This window comes from Cytobacillus sp. Bac17 (genome assembly GCF_024519925.1).
Classification (GTDB): Bacteria; Bacillota; Bacilli; order Bacillales; family Cytobacillaceae; genus Cytobacillus; species Cytobacillus pseudoceanisediminis.
On the sequence record NZ_JALJRC010000043.1, the window covers coordinates 16,408 to 33,552 of the forward strand.

Genomic DNA, 17,145 nt, shown 5'->3' on the forward strand with positions numbered 1-17,145 from the left:
AAAGCAACCAGCCAGTGGACTGGTAGCTTTTGTTTAATACTAATATTCAGCTGCAGGTTTATAGTAAGCTGAGAAAATTTACAGGAGTCACTTTTTGCTAATTTAATCCCTATCTTCCAAAATTAAGATTACAAATAGTCAGAGAAGCATCGGGATATTTAACAACCGGAGAAGTCTCAAATTCTCACCTCTTTAGCCCTTTTGTAAAATAAGATTCTTACGGGTCTGGCAGACACCCAGCACACTTTCAATGACTCGTTCCTGCTGTTCTTCTGTAAGATTTGAACCTGATGGAAGACAGATCCCAGTATTAAAGAGTTCTTCAGAAACACTTCTAGTAGATGTATGAGAAAAATATTCTGCTCCTTTAAATAATGGCTGAAGATGCAGCGGCTTCCACACCGGGCGTGCTTCAATATTCTTGTCAGCAAGAGCATTTATTATATCAATAGGGGTTAATCCCAGCATTTCTGAATCAATTGTCAGTGTAGTCAGCCATCTGTTATGCAGCGTGTTTTGAAGTTCGGGCATAAAAGTGATGCCTTCTATATTCCCCAATGCCTCTTTGTAACGTTTAAATACTTCCTGCCTTGCTTTTATCCTTTCGTCAAGCACCTTTAGCTGTGCTCTGCCGACTCCAGCCAAAATATTGCTCATTCGATAGTTATTCCCTATTTGGCTATGCTGGTAATGGGCAGCCGGATCCCGCGCTTGAGTAGCCAAAAAACGGGCACGCTGCAGCGCTTCTTCATCATTAGAAACGAGCATCCCTCCGCCAGAGGTAGTGATAATTTTATTTCCGTTGAATGAATAAACTCCAAATTTGCCAAATGTTCCGCTCTTCCGGCCTTGATATTCTGCTCCAAGAGATTCTGCGGCATCCTCAATTACCGGAACATTATAGTGATTGCAAATAGCCAGCAGCTCATTCATTTTTGCACTTTGACCATATAAATTAACAATAATGACCGCTTTTGGGCGTTTACCGGCGGTTGTCTCTCTGACTATTGCTCTCTCCAATGCATCTGGGGACATATTCCAGGAGTCAGGCTCAGAATCAATAAAGACTGGCTCCGCTCCCTGGTATAAAATGGGGTTAGCACTTGCAACAAAGGTTAGGGAGGAACAAAATACTGTATCTCCCTGCTGTACATCCAAAAGGCGGAGAGCCAAATGAATGGCTGCTGTTCCCGAGCTGACAGCAGCAGCATCGCGGACTCCTGCATATTCGGCAAGTTCTTTTTCAAAAGCGTCCACATTTGGTCCAAGGGGGGCAATCCAATTTGTTTGAAATGCTTCATTTATGTATTTCTGTTCCTCCCCGCTCATATGAGGAGGAGAAAGAAAAATCTTTGATGGCTCTGCCATCCGCTTCACCTCGTTTTGGTTTTGACTATTGATTACTCTTGCAGGTGCACCCACTGCAGTAATATAGTCAGGAAGATCCCTGTTAATAACAGAGCCCGCACCAACAATGGACCACTTTCCAATTCTCTTTCCCGGAATAACAGCAGCCCCTGCTCCTATGTGTGTACCATTTCCAACCTGAACATTCCCCGCTAAAATAACCCCAGGGGAAATATGTGCATAATTGCCAATCCTATTATCATGCTCAATCACTGAAGACGAATTTAAAATGGTATGTCTGCCAACGGCTGCGTCCGCATTTACAATACTGTTAGCCATTACGGCTGTCCCATCTCCCAGTCTTGCGGAAGGACTTATTACAGCCGAGGGATGAATAAGCGTTGCAAAATGAGCATTGGCCGCCAAAAGCTCTTCATCGATTTTTTTCCGGGCGGCATTATCCCCAATAGCTATAAAAAAATAAGGATTCTCTTCGGCAATCAGCTGGTGTGCGTAAGAAATAGAAGCGAAGGTTATTCCGTTAAGATTAGCCGGCTCATTATATTTATCATCCAGAATACTTATGATTTCATATTCTCCAGCCGCTTCAATTAAATCCCTGATGACTTTGAAATGACCGCCTTCTCCTATAATGGCAATTGGCTTCATAATGGCTTTCCTGCCTTATGTCCAGAAAATTTCTCGATCGTCACATGTCCCTGCTGGCTGATTCCCTCGCGCTTGAACACTTTATAAACAGTCAGGAAAATTATTTTTATATCGAGAAAAAAAGATTGATGATTCACATACCATACGTCTAATTTGAATTTTTCCTCCCATGAAATAGTGTTCCGCCCATTTACCTGTGCCCAGCCAGTGATACCTGGCCTCACTTCATGGCGGCGTTCCTGTTCAGGCGAATACAACTCCAGGTATTCCATTAATAATGGACGGGGACCCACCAGGCTAAGGTCTCCTTTTACTACATTAAATAATTGAGGCAATTCATCAATGCTGAATTTCCGCAGCATCTGCCCCAATGGCGTTATCCTTTCCTCATCCGGCAGCAGGTTTCCATTCTCATCCCTTTCGTCTGTCATCGTACGGAATTTATAGACAAAAAATGGCCTGCCATATAATCCTGGCCTCATTTGCCTGAAGAGAACCGGCGATCCCAATTTCATCCGAATAAGCAAAGCAGCAAGTAATAAAAGAGGGGACAGGATTATTAATCCTATCAAAGAACAGCTAAAATCAAATAATCTTTTCATCTGCTTCCTCCTTATAAATATCCTGATAAATATAGTTTTCAAGCTGATCTGATAGCACTTCCCAGGAATAATGCTTTCTCACATAATCTTTTAATAGCCTGCTATCGTGTTTAAGCTCCTCCGGATTATTGAAGTAATGCATAATGGCACGTTCATTTTCTTTCATTACATTGCTTGCTTGTATACCGGGGACATCCATTAAAGAACCTACATCCCTGGGACTTGCCATCATGATTATAGGAAGCCCTGCAGCCATATAATCATAAATTTTATTCATGCTGAAACCCCACTTATATAAAGGGGAATCCATAATGGAAATAATGCTCATGTTAGCCCTATTCAGCAGATAAGGTATCTCCGACTTTGGAATTGAGTCTGCAAAAGTGATATTTGTCATTCCCTTTTCGTTAGCAATGGACATTAATTCTTTCTTTCTGGCACCGTCTCCAACCATTATAAGATGAAGCTTAGGATTATCCTCCAATCTGGAAAACAGTTCAATGACCGGTTCCAGATGATTAGCAATTCCATGTGATCCGGTATAGACAACCACAAATTTATCTTCTATACCTTTGAAAATGCGATCCACAGAATCTGATCTTTTGAATTGGTGATAATTTGACAGGTCAACCCCATTTGGAAGGCAGATAACCTTTTTATGATCGGTCCCTTTTGATCGGACATAATTTTGTGCCTTATCAAACAGGACGATGATCCTGTCCGCTTTTTGGTAAAGGAACTTTTCAAATTTATACAGCCCGACAGCAAGGGGATTTTTAGCGGATATTTTTCCAAAATCCACAAACGTCTGCGGCCAGAGATCCCTTTCTTCAAAGTAAAAACAGCATTTCGCTTTTTTGGCTAAAAGATATCCTATAAAAGCTGCCAACGGATGAACACTTGAACCAATAATCAAGTCCGGCTTTTCCATTTCACAATCTCTTTTCGCTTCTTGAAAGCTTTTGATTGTATAGCTCAGTATATTTCTGGCTCTTCCTAAAATACCTCTATAGGGAGGAGTGTTTACCCAATTGAAATTCACTCCTTCAATTGTTTCCAGCTGATAATCTCTCTTGCCGTCTTTAAAAACCATTTCTTCTTTTGAGAAGTGGTTAAATGACGAGGCAAAGATGGTTACACTGTGTCCCTTTTTACATAATTGTTTTGCCAGGTCATAATGTCTGGTGCCCCCCACATGTTCGGGAGCGGCTGCATAATGATTAAAAATCCAGATATTCATCCAAAAACCTCACCCTTATTTCTAACAAACCGATTCTCCGGAAGCAGAGTCTGATATACGGAAACTAACTTTTTGCTTTCCAAGTCCCAATTGTAGATCTGCTCCACAGCCCTTCTCCCGTTTTCACCCATTCTTTTAGCTTCTTCAGGATTCTCGATGTAAAACTGAATGGCATCCGCAATTTCTTTCGGATTTAAAGGATCTACGCATATACCGCAATCGCTTTTTTCAACAATTTCTTTCCATAATGGAAAATCAGATGCTATAACGGGGATTCCTGCTGCCATATATTCAAATAACTTAATAGGCAAGGCATCTTTATAATTAATAGTCGGATGCAGTACGACTAATCCTGCTAAAGATTTGGAAAGCACATTACGGATTTCTTCACGGTCCAGGTATCCTAATTCAGATACCTTCTTCCAACCGCTCTTCTGTTTCACCAATTCCCTTTCAGCATCAGATGCAAATTTTCCAGCTAAGAACAGATGGACGTCGGGAACTAAGCTCATCGAATCAACCATCTCAAAAATTCCCCTAATTTTCGATATAGCCCCTATATAACAAACAGCATTTTCTTTCACCTCTTCTTCTGAATGTCTATGATCAAACTCAGAAAGTACCGGATAATTGCAAATATCTATTGAATTACATCCTATTGAAGTGAATCGATTCTTTATAAAAGGTGTAGCAGCAACGACATAATCCATCTTTTTCACTGCCCTTTTCTCGTATTCTTCAAAAACACTGGAAATTGCAGTTCTTAATAATCTTGGTATCCAATTTTTTTGCAGAATTTGGCGGGGGACATCTTCGTGAACATCATAGATAACTTTTTTCTGCTGTCTCTTTAATTTCAGGCCAGCAGGAATTAATTCCGGATCATGAAAATGGTATAGATCAGCGTTGATTTCCATCGCTTTCTTATAGGCGAGATTTGTTGTTTTTATCATCCGTCCAAGCCTGTTTTGCCTATCTCCTCTGTTCAGATTAATTCCGTGAACTTGAATGCCATCAATGATGGCTGAAGGAGCATTTGGAGCGATAAGATGCATTTCATAACCGTTTTTCTGCAGGGATTTGGCTTCTTTTATAAAAATTCTTATGTCTTTATATGGATGCACCGTGGTAATATGGCAAACTTTCATTCTTCCATCCCTCCATTCATTTCTAAACCGGCTTAATCTGTTTTAGTATTCCAGACAAAATCCATAAACAAAAAAGAGAAAACAAAATGCCGTGTGTTGCAAGGCTTGTTGGCAAAGCGGAGTTTAGCATGGCCATAAAAGGTATAATGACGATGGTTATACTAATATTCTTTGGCAGGCTTAAAGAAATTCCATCCAGCAGTTTTAGAATTACCCCCAAAATAATGGAATAAAAAAGGATTCCTCCTAAGCCAAAGTTCAGGTACGCATCCCCGTAAATGCCCACATTCGGGCTAAAATCTCTGCCATATATTTGATTGGCTATCACTTCTACCGGCCCCATACCATATGAATTTTCCGCAAAAGGCGAGAAAAAGCTGTGCGTTAAATACATTTTAGGCATTTCCGAAAAGTATTCATAATAGATATAATGCAGCTTTGCCGGAGTAAAAAGCAGCCTCCGAATAAAAATGGATCCCATCAGCGGGTCGCTGGTAAACTTGTAGTGCAGAAAGCCAAGGAGCGTAATGACTGAAAATCCAATAGCAAGCAAAGTCATGATGTTATTGTAAATAAATTTCTTTTTTAAAAAGTAACTCAAGAAAATGACGAGCACTGGGGCAAACAGAAAACTTTTTTGCCCTATCATTCCAAACAATAATAGCTGGAGGCCAATACCCAGCAGCAATAAAAATCTCTTGCGGAAGATAATGCCGAGGGCAATGATCATATTATTAACCCCATACGCCTGCCAGGGAATTAAATAGGAAGACAAGCCATTGGCAGTACTGGAATATTGAGCTCTTGTTTCATATACTAGGCTCAGGTCAAAGTTAATCCTGCCTAACCCGCCAGTAGCTATTAAATATCCATAAACATAGGTTGTCATTAAAGCAAAGAAAACGGTTAACAGGAGCTTTCCATTTGAAACGGCCGGCAGCCTGATCTTCCTGGTTCTGGTCAGAGATAATGTGAGCAGGAAGCCAAGCATAATCGTATAGATATACACTCTTGGCTGGTCTTCCAATGCATATATAGATATGAGCGGGATAATTAAATTTAAATAAAATATATAAAGTATAATCTTGCTCGGCCCCCTGTAATTTCTCAAAAAAGCATATAGAATGCCCGCCGAAAAGATAATGAGCAAATATGTCTCTATATATTTGAAGTAATTGATATTTACATAATAGCCATCATAGAAAAACAGCTCAGCAACAAAATTTATATAGAAATAATCACATAAAGCCTTATAAGCTATGACTGATGCCGTAAACGGCAGAATCTTATTTTTTAGCATATGCTCCTCTTTTCAAGACTTAATAATTGTTTGATGATGATCCCCAATAGAGTGATATACATAATGGCCATTAGTGCACTATAGATGGAAATTGTCAGGTAAAAGCCGACTCCCAGCAAATAAATAACGAGCAAAAATAAACTGATGATGATAAATCTCGCTAAGTCCCAATAAAATTGGAAAGCTTGTTTGTTCAGCAGGTTTAATGATTGTGATAAAGGGCTCGCTACAAACTGAAACAGGATCATAATGCTCATATATTTAATAATGTCATGAGATCCAGTCCATTTAGAACCAAATAAGAGTTTAATAATTTCCTCTCCCCATAACAGAAAAATGGAGAGAATGATGCAAACAAACAGCAGCAATGCTCCCGCAGTGTACATGAAAAGCTTTACTAGTCCCTTGGTTCTTCCATTCCTAATATTTTCCGCTGCCTCACTTAGGAAAACTTGTGAAAAAGCCTGCGAAACTAAAGATAGCGGCCCAATCAGTATTCTTTGGGAAAGAGCATAAATCCCCAAGGAGGCAGATCCATACAAAACTCCAAGCATGAGCGGAAAGGCCTGTAAGGCTATGCTATTTAAAAAAGACGAAAATGAAGAAACCAAAGGATAGTTTTTAAACTCAATGGCAACCTTTTTCATGCTGCTCTTGCTAATAACTTCTTTATGGGAAGCTAAATAGGTTTTCATGTCCAACAGCATTTTATTGGCACCCAGCAGCCTGCCTATTAAATCCCCCATTATTATTGAAAAAGAGCTGCCGCTTATTAAGCCGAAACCAATTTGGCCGGAATTCGTTATGATGCTTTTATTCACCTTTATTAATGAAATATGATTATATTTTTTAAACCTTAATCCGTAATGGACTGCAATCGTAAATAGACCTTCACCCAAAAGCATAATTGGAAGTAATAAAACGGCAGTACCTGACATGCCCCAAGGGCTCAATACAGAAAATCCGACTGCAAGCAATAGGTATATGATTGAAGTTGCCAGTAAAGCAGCGAAACAAATGACCAATAGGTTCGCTGTATCTCTGTCATTTTTCGCCAAGGGAATGGCCAGTTCATATTTCAAGGTGGAAAAAACATTTAATATGGCTAGAATTGCTATCATCATTGATAAATCTCCCAATTCACCGGGAGAGTATAGTCTTGTAATAAGAGGTGCAGCTGCAAAAGTTATCAGGTGGGAAACTACATTCCCTCCTATTAGGTTTAATAAGTTTTTCATTTTATACCGCCCTTTTCCGGAAAGGGGCCGATCTAGTTAACACTTGTCATTAACAGCGGCTCTTTATTATTCGCTATGGAAAGAACATAATCTGCCAGCGCTGAATCGCTATAAGATTCATATTCTTTTATCAAGGAAGTCACCCGGCTGAAATTAACCTGGACTCCCTTCCCAATAAAGATCTTAGGGTAAACAGCCTCTTCATGGACTTCATTCTTGCCAAGAAGTTCTTCAAACATCTTTTCACCTGGACGAATACCTGAAAAACGGATCTCAATTTCATCTTCTTTATAGCCTGAAAGAGTAATCAGGTTTCGCGCCAAGTCCACAATTTTAACAGGCTCACCCATATCCAGAACAAATATCTCGCCCCCGTTTGCCAGAGCTCCTGCTTGAAGGACCAGCCTTGAAGCTTCCGGAATCGTCATAAAGTATCTGGTCATTTCCGGATGAGTGACCGTAACTGGCCCTCCGGACTGAATCTGTTTTTTAAATAGAGGAATAACACTGCCCCTGCTTCCAAGCACATTTCCAAACCTAACGGCCACAAACTTCGTAGCACTGTTCCTGTTCAGCTCCTGTATAATCATTTCGGCAATTCGCTTGGTCGATCCCATAACATTTGTCGGATTAACAGCTTTGTCAGAAGAAATAAGCACAAAAGTTTCAACTCCATAGGTGTCGGCGGCTTCCGCTACATTCTTTGTTCCAATGACATTGTTCTTCACAGCTTCTTTTGGATTATATTCCATCAAAGGCACATGTTTATGGGCAGCAGCATGATAGATGACATCCGGCTTATGGCCTTCCATCACCTCAAAGATCCGGTTTCTATCCTGTATGTCCGCAATTACTGGCACGAATCCAATTTCATCTTTATATTTATTCCTTAATTCTATGTCAATCTGGTAGATTGAATTTTCTCCATGCCCTAAGAGAAGAATCTTTTTCGGCTTAAACCTGCATACTTGGCGGCAAATTTCAGAACCAATCGATCCGCCTGCGCCCGTTACCATAATGGTCTTTCCTGTGAGCTTTTTAGAAATCCTCTTTATATCAAGTTCAATTGGCTCCCGGCCCAGCAGGTCCTCAACCTGAACATCACGGAACTGGTTAACAGATACTTTGCCAAGCAATACGTCTTCTGCCATTGGCATGATGACAGTTTTGGCATTTGTTCCCGCGCATTCCTCATATATTCGTTTCATTTCTTCTTTACTTAGGGACGGAATAGCAATAACGATCTTACTAATTTTTAATACCTCAACCGTCTTTTTTATTAGTTTTGTACACCCGACAACGGGTATATCGTGTATATACAATTTATGCTTTTGCGGATCATTATCTATGAATGCGACCGGCATGATGCTTGCTTCACGATTTTTCATCAGCTGGCGGGCAAGCATGGTTCCCGCTGCACCTGCACCAATAATTAAAGCCCTTTGCTGAGTTGTCTTTGGCTTAATATACCTGTCTCTATAGATTCTCCAGGAAAATCTGGAACCCCCAATCAGCAGAACGTGAAGCATCCATGTCAGCACCAGAGCCCTGAAATAAACATCCTGAACGAGAATCTGCTGCATAAACGCAGTCGAAATAACTGATAAACTCACTGCTTTAGCAATCGTTACCAGTTCACCTGTACTTGCATACTCCCAGGCTTTGTTGTATAGCCCATACATAAAGGAGAAAATATGGTGGCTCAGCAGCAGAGTGACCGAGCTTACCAAAAGAGTTTCTGAATGAAAAATCCGAATCGCTGGAACCAGCATTAACACACTCAGATAAATAGCTCCTAATACGATGACAGAATCCAATAACATTAGCAGTGTCAGCCGTTTTTGATAGGTCAATTCGCAATCCTCCTTTTAATTAAGCTTGTCATTCGTCAATACTTTCTGGAGTATTTGCAGAGAAATATTACATAACGGACACCTGATTCTTTATGAATTATTAAAACAACCCAAGAAATTTTTTCTTTTGGATTTTTTCCGGAATTTCTTTTATTACATTCTGCCCCCTAACCAGCAGCTCCGCATTTTCTTTTAACAGGCAAACCATTTCAACGCCATACTTAGCATTAATTAATTGAAATGCTTCTTGCATACAAAAGGACCTGCTGGCCGTATTATGAGCATCTGATGCAATAAAATGCGCTAGATTTGATTCAATTAAATGCTGTGAGAACTTCCTGATGTTTTTTCCAAAATAGCCGCAAACGCTGGCCGCAGTGATCTGGGACAAAGCGCCATTTTTCACTAAGCTATATAATAATTCCGGCCGCTCCGTAAGCTCTGAGTTCCGCTCCGGGTGGGCGATGACTGGGGTCAACCCCTTCATTTGCATATCATAAAGCAGGCGTTCGGTATATCGCGGCACATGACCTGAAGGAAGCTCAATTAAGACAAAATGGGAACACGCAAGCGACATGATGTTGCCGGATTCATATTCCTCAAGGAATTCGCCGAAAATGCGGCACTCCTGTCCAGGCAAAACCTCCAATGGGATTCCTTTGGCTATTAACAATTCATTAAGCATCTCAACATTCCTAACAACATTCTCTTTGCTATTATCATATCGGCCATTCTTATGGTGGGGTGTCGCAATGATTGTGCTTATTCCTTCTTTAACTGCATTGTTCGCCATATGAATGGCTTCATCCATATCTCCAGCACCATCATCCAAACCGGGAAGGATATGGCAGTGCATATCAATCATGGCATTTCCTCCTTGCCTGGAAGCTATTAAACTGAAAAACATTTCTATTTATCTGACTCTCCATAGTAATAATAGGTGGAATCCTTCAGTTTTTTATGGTTCAATACTACCCCCAGAAGCTTTCCTTTAGCTGACTTAATTAAGTCATTTGCCTTCTTTGCCTTATCAATCTCTGTCTCTCCACTGCGTGCCACCAGGATGCTTCCGTCACAAAGGTTGGCAAGTATTTGCGCATCTGCAACCGCCAATACGGGCGGTGTATCAAATAGAATAATGTCAAATTCCTGATAGGCCGCTTTTAGGAATTCCTTCATTGCTAAGGAACCAAGAAGCTCAGCCGGATTGGGAGGAATAGGCCCGCTCGTCAGCACAGACAAGTTGGCTTCATTAGTTCCTGCAATCGCACTATTCATTGACGTTTTCTTTGTTAGTACATTTGTTAATCCAGTTATATTGCTGCTGTTAAATGTATAGTGCACCGTAGGCTTTCGTAAATCTGCATCCACCAGGAGCACCTTTTTTTCCTGGTTAGCAAAAACAACAGCTAAGTTTGAAGCAGTGGTGGACTTTCCTTCACCAGGACCGGCAGAAGTCACCATTATGGACTTGATCTCCTTATCCACTGAGGAAAATTGTATATTGGTCCGAATGGTCCTGTACTGTTCAGAAATCGGGGATTTTGGGTTTATCAAAGTGATTAATTTCCGGCTATTTTCCCCTGTCTTTTTTTTGGATTTCCATTTAAACAACACTTTCACCGCCTGTATTCTTAATGCTCTCTGTTCTTTTGGCTCTGCTATCCCTGCCGGAATCCTCAATGACAGAAATGACACCCAGAAGCGGGGCTTCCAGACTTTGTTCCACATCCTGCTCATTCTTTATTGTGTTATCAAGATATTCAAGTAAAAATGCCAGTCCAATACTTACCGTAATCCCGACAATAAAAGCAATTACAGCGTTTAAAATGGTGTTGGGCTTTACAGGGGAAACATTTTCCTTTACTGAAGCCTTTGCCAGCACACTGACATTGTCGACATTCATAATATTGACTATTTCATTCTGAAAAACCTTTGCAGTCGTATTGGCAATGTCGGCGGCGGTATATGGATCGGGATCCTGAACAGTAATGGCAATAACCTGCGATTCTTTTTCACTGGCCACTGTTATTTTTGAATCAAGCTGATCGGCTGTTAAATCCAGGTCCAGCTCCTGGCGAACCAAATCCAATATGGCCGGGCTTTTAATAATGACGTTATACGTGTTAATCAGCTGCAGATTGGTTTGGATTTCACTTGGATTAAAGACCGGCTGATCACTTTTGGCCTGATTGACCAGAAGCTGTGTTGATGACTGGTAGATTGGCGTTAGGAAAAACAAACTGAACACAGTGCTCAGGAGAACAGCAGTACATGTAATAGAAAGAATTAAAAACATCCTTTTCTTTAGTGTGTGCAGTAATTCTTTTAAACTAATGGTTTCTTCCATAGGGTCCTCCTAACAAAAGTAAGCACATAGCATATTGGTATATGTAAAAAAACTATTCAATGTTTAAAAGTCTGGTAAATGAGATATAAAGATATAAAGGTTATCAAATAAACGAAAGTGAGAAGGAAAAGGGAATAAGGCCATTTGCTTAGCCCTATTCTCCTTTCTCCATAAGTGCAATCAAGAATCTATTTCAGGCATGGAAACCAATTTGGTATACACGATGTAGCGATCAGGCGCATCCCCGATAAAATCAAAAGGATAGCAGGTTGTAAGAGTAAGAGTCTCATAGTCTTTAGCCACATTAACGGTCAGGTCATCGGCAGGAACAATTTCAAACTTGACTGCCTCATATACAAAATCTCCGTAATCAGTTTTGAAGGTCACCTGATCACCCTCTTTTAAGTGCTGCAGCTTAGTGAATACCGTGTCGCGGTGGCCGCTTAACAGGACATGGCCTCCTTGCCCGGGGAGGGCACTGCCAGCAAAGTGCCCAGCTCCCTTTTTCAATTCCTCATCATGTGTTCCCTGCACCACAGGCACAGCTAAATCAAGGGATGGAAAGTTAAGCTCCCCTAGGCTTTCACCAGGTGCAGGAAGCTCCGGCCAAGCCTGCTTGAACTTTTTGGGCGGCATTTCAGGTTCATATTCGGCTGTTGCTGAACGGGCCAGCATGACAGACTGCTTGGTCAAATCCATTCCAAAAAAGCCGACAATCCCCACGCCTAAAAGGATAATAGTGATTGGAATTCCAAACAGAAACCACTTCCATACTTTCCGCCTTTTTCTTTTCTTTTTCATTCAATTTATGCCTTTGCCGGGTTCTTCGATTTTCTTGAAACTGCGACTGCAGGAATAAGGGCTGTCCCGCCAATGGCAATGAGCAACCCTCCAAGCATGATCATATTTGGCAGGCCAGTTGCCGTATTTGGCAATTCAGCCGCTGGCATTGGAACAAATACTCCAGTCTCACTCATTTCTCTCAATGCTTCAACTGCCTCAAGCAATGCATTGATTTTGCTCAGCAGGACTTCAGGGGCCAAATCTTCCCTTGTCGGATCCATAATGGCCAGCAAATTTCCGTCTCTATCAAGAAGCTGAATCTTTACACCAGTAGTTCCAGGCTCATAGTTCAAAATATTAATTTTATGGCCGAAATCATCCACCATCTTGGCATCAAGCTGAAGAAGCTTAATATTGTTCATAAAGATGCGTAAAAGCTCCAGTTTTGCTGAATTCGGCAGGCTGTCAATACTGCTTGTATTCCGGATAATTTGATTTGCCCGGGCAGTATTGTCTTTTATTTGGCCATATTCATTTTCCGAAAGCTCGATCGACTGCAGGTATGCATACAGATAATCAACATGATCAAGCTTCATCACATTTAGAGCATCCACCAATTGCTGAGCTGGAGTGACAGTTTGCGTGTCTGCCAGCGCCGTTGTCATTGGCCCCGCAGATATGAAGGTAATTCCAAGACTGAGTGCCGTGATTTTCAATCCATTTTTAAGCTTGTTTTTTAATATCACCTTGTCACCTTCCAATTCCTTATTTTTTGAAAAAAATCCATATCCTGTCCAGAGCTTGTTAAGTATCTTTAGATTGCCAATAACCACCCCCTTTAAGAATGGCCAATCCATCCATGGATTGATGTAACAGAACATGAACAGGCAAGAGGCTGATTTCGGATCGGCAGCGGAAGGGGTTTACATTTCAGCTCTTTTTATGTATTCCTGGTCGGCAGACTGTAATCGCTAACCTGCACTTGAAATTTTTGCTGAGATGTTTCTCACTCTTTTCTGTTGAAACATAGATTTAATTGCCTGCATTCACTCCTTCTTACATAAATAAGTTTTTTACCCAATACTGGAATTTATTTCACAGTCGTTTATACCACAGGCTCATTTAAACAAACATAATTGTTGAAAATTGGAACAATTCTACTATTCAATCAATTCCTTTATCACATTTTACTTTTAGAATAATTAGGGAAAAGAGGCAGAAAGAGATGGGCCGTTGTACGGAGCCAAAACAAAAATTATTATAGAATAAAACAAAAAAGAGCCTCCGATTAACGGAAGCTCCTAATTATTTTTTCAGCCACTATTTAAGAGAATATTATAATCTCACCATTTATAAAGCCGTGTTCATCCATGCGGCAGCTTTTACTTTAATAAATACTTTACATGTCTCCCTGCTCCTCCTGCTACAGGAAGAACGAAGTTGTTGCTATTTTTGCCAATCACCAATTCCATTCTTTCCTGTGTGGAAATGTTGATTCCTCTCAATGAGACATAAGCATTTAATTTTTCATTTTTTCTTAAGAGGGTATTTCCCGCAATAGTGCCTGAATTATTGCCGGAACGAAAGGCAATAGCAGATGGCACCTTATACACATTGTCCTGGACATCCTCTACTTTGTTCCCTGAGATTGTAAACTGCTGATTGTGAGTATATAAGTGGATACCATTTGCATAGGAATGGAGCAAAGTATTATCTTTTATCATCAAGCCTCTAGTATAGGATGCCTGAATCGCACCCGATATGCTATTTCCCTGCTGTCCAGTCATAGTTAATTGGTTGCCTTCAATCGTACAGCCTCTGCTGTTATCAGATGAAGATCCGGCCACCACAATTCCATATCCCTTGCCGATTCCAGCTATTTTATTGCCCTTTGCCTTACATTTTTGGGAACCAAATAACTCCTTTCCCCCGCTTCCCGTGGCATTAACAAATGCGATGCCAACCTTAGCATTTCGTATCATGTTATTGCTAAATGAAATATTCTCTCCGCCATGGGTATCCAGCGCTTCCCATAACGGAATGTCTTCTATGATACTGTTAGTTACCGAACTATCAGCACTCCTCGGATGTGCTTTCAAGCTGCTCTCAGCACCCTTTCGTGAATAAAAAACGCCATAGGCATTCCCTTTGTTTCCAGGTGAAACACCCTTAATGTGGCTCCTATCCACATGCATATTTTTTACTGATATCCCCCCGACACCCGCAAAACCAATATCACGAATAAGAGTATTTGATATCTTTACACTATCAGCAAATTCAGCAAATATTCCATAAAAGCCTATATTATGAATGCTTACATCCTCGATGATAATATTTTTGGCATAACCAGCAGCACCTGCACCCTGAATCTTTATCCCAATTCCTTTGCTGTCTGCCTTCTTATTTCCTGCACCCTGAAGCTCAATTCCATATAGCTTTACTCCGCTGCCAATTGTCAACAGGGTTTGGTGTTTATTATCGTTGTATATCTTTGACCCGTACCCGATAACTAAAGTATTGTCTGGAATCCTTAAACCACTGACTTTAAATGAACTTCCATATGGCATAACCACAATTTTGCCGGCTCCAAGCTTTAATGCTTTATGTAATAGCTCTGTCATATCCCGATCATTCTTAGTAAGGCTTTCATCAACCAAATCCGACACACGTATAATTTTACTTTTATCCATATCTGGCACTTTCGGATTATGGCCCATTTTTACTTCGGCAAGATTGTAAAGGCCATCATTATCAAAATCCTCAACTCCATCCGGGACTTTATTTTTATTTGTATCATTTGTTATCGGGCTCAAATTAAGCTGATACTCAAAGTAATTATTCAAGCCATTTTTGTCTGGATCTTCTGATCCTGTTTCTTTGCCTGATTTTAGGTTATACCTCCTTTCCCAGTTGTCATCTATACCATTTTTATTATTATTCTTATTATACTGATCAGCTGCCGATGTATTGGTCTGCCCGGGTATGAGCAGAATAATTACTGAGATAATCCCTGCAAAATAAATCCTCAGATGATTCATTTTCCTTCTCCTTCTCCTAATAAACAAAAGCACACCATAAATGGTCTTTTATTCATATTAAACTAAGTAAATTTAACATTATTATACATAAATTAGGTAATTTTATGTAGGTAAATTGAATTATTAGTTTGTAATTTTTGGTGTTCCCGGGTTAGAAGGAAAAGGGTATTTCACTTTGATGAATGATACTGTTCACACTAAAATAGCCAGCTAAGCAGCTGGCTACTAATCACGTTAGATTATTTATTTTTACAGAATTAAACTCCCGCTTAACACTCTCCTTAGAAGCTATAGGTTCCATCATAATCGATGAGCCTTTCATATAAGCAATAGTACCTTGGAAGAATTGGTCATTTGCTACATAGACTATTCCTGTATCTGTTCCAACTTTTATATATTTTCTGATGGAGATTTCTCTGGATCCATCGTCATTCAATTCGCTTGCAAATCCCTAACTATAGAAGCTCGCAATAATTTTTGCAGCTGGCAATACAAATATCTGTGCAATTAAGGTGCCAAGCAATTTTGTACCGATCAGCAAAATAACAAGAGCTTTCACATCTCCATAAGGCCGCTTTTGCCTAAGGGCCTGATCTGTAATAATGGCTGACTGCGGATCAACCAATAATGTTAATAGTATTGTCGCAACACCATTGATCATACCGGAAGAAGCAGATGCAGCAAGACGATGTTCTTCTGGTACAAAGGAGGCAGCATAATAGGCAGATATTACACCAATCGTATAGATTGCCGTAATTATAGTATTAAGAAGCAAGAACCGTTTGGGAATCTGCTTATACCTGAGGCTTGAAAGCATGTTTCTCTTAGGGCTTGTTCTGCTTTTAACCATTCGCTTTATTGTATTAATCTTCAGTGACTCTGCTACTATAGACGGAACAGAACCAGTAACCTCAAGCTTATCAACAGCTTTAGAAAATATACTGAGAAAAGTAGGAATACATAGTATACCTAGCAGTGTACCGGCTGTTGAAGAAAAAATGACCAGCCGAATATCAGAAAGCGAATCCTGTCCGGCAGCAATACTGGCACCGATTAAACCGCCGATTAAAGGTGCCTGAAACATATTTGCCGTTCTTGATAACAGCACAAAGATATTAAACAATGAAATGGACAGAGCAAATTTTCCGCTCTTAACAGAATTAAGGCGAACGGAATATGCCAGAGTATCAATTAGATGAATGATTAATGTGAGAATTATTAGTCCAATTAGCTGTATATCCAAAGTTCAATGCCTCCAGCTTGGATTTCCGGTTTTGAGAGATAGATTAAATATTTCTTATCACATAATTATTTATTACGCTTATAAGCCTGTCAATATTGTAACTGCACCAAAATAGCCAGCTAAAAAGCTGGCTATTACAGTTTGTAGACAAAAAGAGTTCGGAATAGTCTCATTCCGAACTCTTTTTTTGATTTTTTGTAGGACCTCAAGTAATTACAGAGAATTGCAGACCTCTCCGAGGTTATTATTTAGGCCATTTCTGGACTTTGCCAAGTCCAATTGGCCATTTTCTTCAAATTCATGGCAGCGAAAGTAAGCATCGCCTGCATCGACA

Annotated in this window: 14 protein-coding genes and 1 pseudogene; all 15 read right to left on the reverse strand. The window is 40.2% G+C overall.

The window, feature by feature from the left end; all coding sequences use genetic code 11:
- Nucleotides 1-192 precede the first annotated feature (192 nt).
- Nucleotides 193-1,368: a DegT/DnrJ/EryC1/StrS family aminotransferase gene (locus NR125_RS26615; protein WP_034296301.1), complete on the reverse strand. Its 1,176-nt coding sequence runs from the start codon at nucleotides 1,366-1,368 to the stop codon at nucleotides 193-195.
- Nucleotides 1,369-1,416: 48 nt separating this feature from the next.
- Nucleotides 1,417-2,016 (reverse strand): annotated as a pseudogene (locus tag NR125_RS26620) (acetyltransferase); the annotation flags it as partial.
- On the reverse strand, nucleotides 2,013-2,618 hold the full coding sequence (locus NR125_RS26625) for a sugar transferase (RefSeq protein ID WP_009332042.1): 606 nt from the start codon (nucleotides 2,616-2,618) through the stop codon (nucleotides 2,013-2,015). The pseudogene NR125_RS26620 and the gene NR125_RS26625, both read right to left, overlap by 4 nt.
- Complete coding sequence (locus tag NR125_RS26630; RefSeq protein ID WP_009332043.1) at nucleotides 2,602-3,858, reverse strand: glycosyltransferase family 4 protein; 1,257 nt, start codon at nucleotides 3,856-3,858, stop codon at nucleotides 2,602-2,604. Before NR125_RS26630 ends, NR125_RS26625 begins: the two co-directional genes overlap by 17 nt.
- Nucleotides 3,855-5,006 (reverse strand): glycosyltransferase family 4 protein, encoded by a 1,152-nt coding sequence (locus NR125_RS26635; protein WP_009332044.1) that lies wholly within the window; start codon nucleotides 5,004-5,006, stop codon nucleotides 3,855-3,857. The genes NR125_RS26630 and NR125_RS26635 overlap by 4 nt, the downstream gene beginning before the upstream one ends.
- A 22-nt stretch (nucleotides 5,007-5,028) precedes the next feature.
- On the reverse strand, nucleotides 5,029-6,306 hold the full coding sequence (locus tag NR125_RS26640) for an O-antigen polymerase (protein WP_009332045.1): 1,278 nt from the start codon (nucleotides 6,304-6,306) through the stop codon (nucleotides 5,029-5,031).
- Nucleotides 6,300-7,544 carry a lipopolysaccharide biosynthesis protein gene (locus tag NR125_RS26645; RefSeq protein ID WP_009332046.1) on the reverse strand — a complete coding sequence of 415 codons (1,245 nt, stop codon included), beginning with the start codon at nucleotides 7,542-7,544 and terminating at the stop codon, nucleotides 6,300-6,302. The genes NR125_RS26640 and NR125_RS26645 overlap by 7 nt, the downstream gene beginning before the upstream one ends.
- A gap of 32 nt (nucleotides 7,545-7,576) precedes the next feature.
- Nucleotides 7,577-9,397, reverse strand: coding sequence for a polysaccharide biosynthesis protein (locus NR125_RS26650; RefSeq protein WP_009332047.1), 1,821 nt, complete (start codon nucleotides 9,395-9,397; stop codon nucleotides 7,577-7,579).
- 100 nt (nucleotides 9,398-9,497) lie between these two features.
- A complete protein-coding gene (locus NR125_RS26655; RefSeq protein ID WP_009332048.1) occupies nucleotides 9,498-10,262 on the reverse strand; it encodes a tyrosine-protein phosphatase in 765 nt (254 codons plus the stop codon).
- Nucleotides 10,263-10,306: 44 nt separating this feature from the next.
- Nucleotides 10,307-11,014 (reverse strand): CpsD/CapB family tyrosine-protein kinase, encoded by a 708-nt coding sequence (locus NR125_RS26660; RefSeq protein ID WP_071156228.1) that lies wholly within the window; start codon nucleotides 11,012-11,014, stop codon nucleotides 10,307-10,309.
- On the reverse strand, nucleotides 11,004-11,747 hold the full coding sequence (locus NR125_RS26665; protein WP_009332049.1) for a YveK family protein: 744 nt from the start codon (nucleotides 11,745-11,747) through the stop codon (nucleotides 11,004-11,006). The genes NR125_RS26660 and NR125_RS26665 overlap by 11 nt, the downstream gene beginning before the upstream one ends.
- Nucleotides 11,748-11,927: 180 nt before the next feature.
- Nucleotides 11,928-12,548, reverse strand: coding sequence for a class D sortase (locus NR125_RS26670; protein ID WP_009332050.1), 621 nt, complete (start codon nucleotides 12,546-12,548; stop codon nucleotides 11,928-11,930).
- A gap of 5 nt (nucleotides 12,549-12,553) precedes the next feature.
- Complete coding sequence (locus NR125_RS26675) at nucleotides 12,554-13,411, reverse strand: cell wall anchor protein (RefSeq protein ID WP_198286679.1); 858 nt, start codon at nucleotides 13,409-13,411, stop codon at nucleotides 12,554-12,556.
- 501 nt (nucleotides 13,412-13,912) lie between these two features.
- Nucleotides 13,913-15,568, reverse strand: coding sequence for a right-handed parallel beta-helix repeat-containing protein (locus NR125_RS26680; RefSeq protein ID WP_009332057.1), 1,656 nt, complete (start codon nucleotides 15,566-15,568; stop codon nucleotides 13,913-13,915).
- A gap of 451 nt (nucleotides 15,569-16,019) precedes the next feature.
- Entirely contained in the window at nucleotides 16,020-16,811 is a 792-nt protein-coding gene (locus NR125_RS26685) for a lipid II flippase Amj family protein (protein ID WP_009332058.1), read from the reverse strand.
- Between the last annotated feature and the right edge of the window lie 334 nt (nucleotides 16,812-17,145).

Bases quoted from the DNA above. Each gene is read 5' to 3' on its own strand.
- NR125_RS26680 (WP_009332057.1), bottom strand. From the start codon at position 15,568: ATGAATCATCTGAGGATTTATTTTGCAGGGATTATCTCAGTAATTATT.
- NR125_RS26640 (WP_009332045.1), bottom strand. From the start codon at position 6,306: ATGCTAAAAAATAAGATTCTGCCGTTTACGGCATCAGTCATAGCTTAT.
- NR125_RS26615 (WP_034296301.1), bottom strand. From the start codon at position 1,368: ATGGCAGAGCCATCAAAGATTTTTCTTTCTCCTCCTCATATGAGCGGG.
- NR125_RS26670 (WP_009332050.1), bottom strand. From the start codon at position 12,548: ATGAAAAAGAAAAGAAAAAGGCGGAAAGTATGGAAGTGGTTTCTGTTT.
- NR125_RS26625 (WP_009332042.1), bottom strand. From the start codon at position 2,618: ATGAAAAGATTATTTGATTTTAGCTGTTCTTTGATAGGATTAATAATC.
- NR125_RS26665 (WP_009332049.1), bottom strand. From the start codon at position 11,747: ATGGAAGAAACCATTAGTTTAAAAGAATTACTGCACACACTAAAGAAA.
- NR125_RS26675 (WP_198286679.1), bottom strand. From the start codon at position 13,411: ATGTTCTGTTACATCAATCCATGGATGGATTGGCCATTCTTAAAGGGG.
- NR125_RS26635 (WP_009332044.1), bottom strand. From the start codon at position 5,006: ATGAAAGTTTGCCATATTACCACGGTGCATCCATATAAAGACATAAGA.
- NR125_RS26655 (WP_009332048.1), bottom strand. From the start codon at position 10,262: ATGATTGATATGCACTGCCATATCCTTCCCGGTTTGGATGATGGTGCT.
- NR125_RS26630 (WP_009332043.1), bottom strand. From the start codon at position 3,858: ATGAATATCTGGATTTTTAATCATTATGCAGCCGCTCCCGAACATGTG.
- NR125_RS26645 (WP_009332046.1), bottom strand. From the start codon at position 7,544: ATGAAAAACTTATTAAACCTAATAGGAGGGAATGTAGTTTCCCACCTG.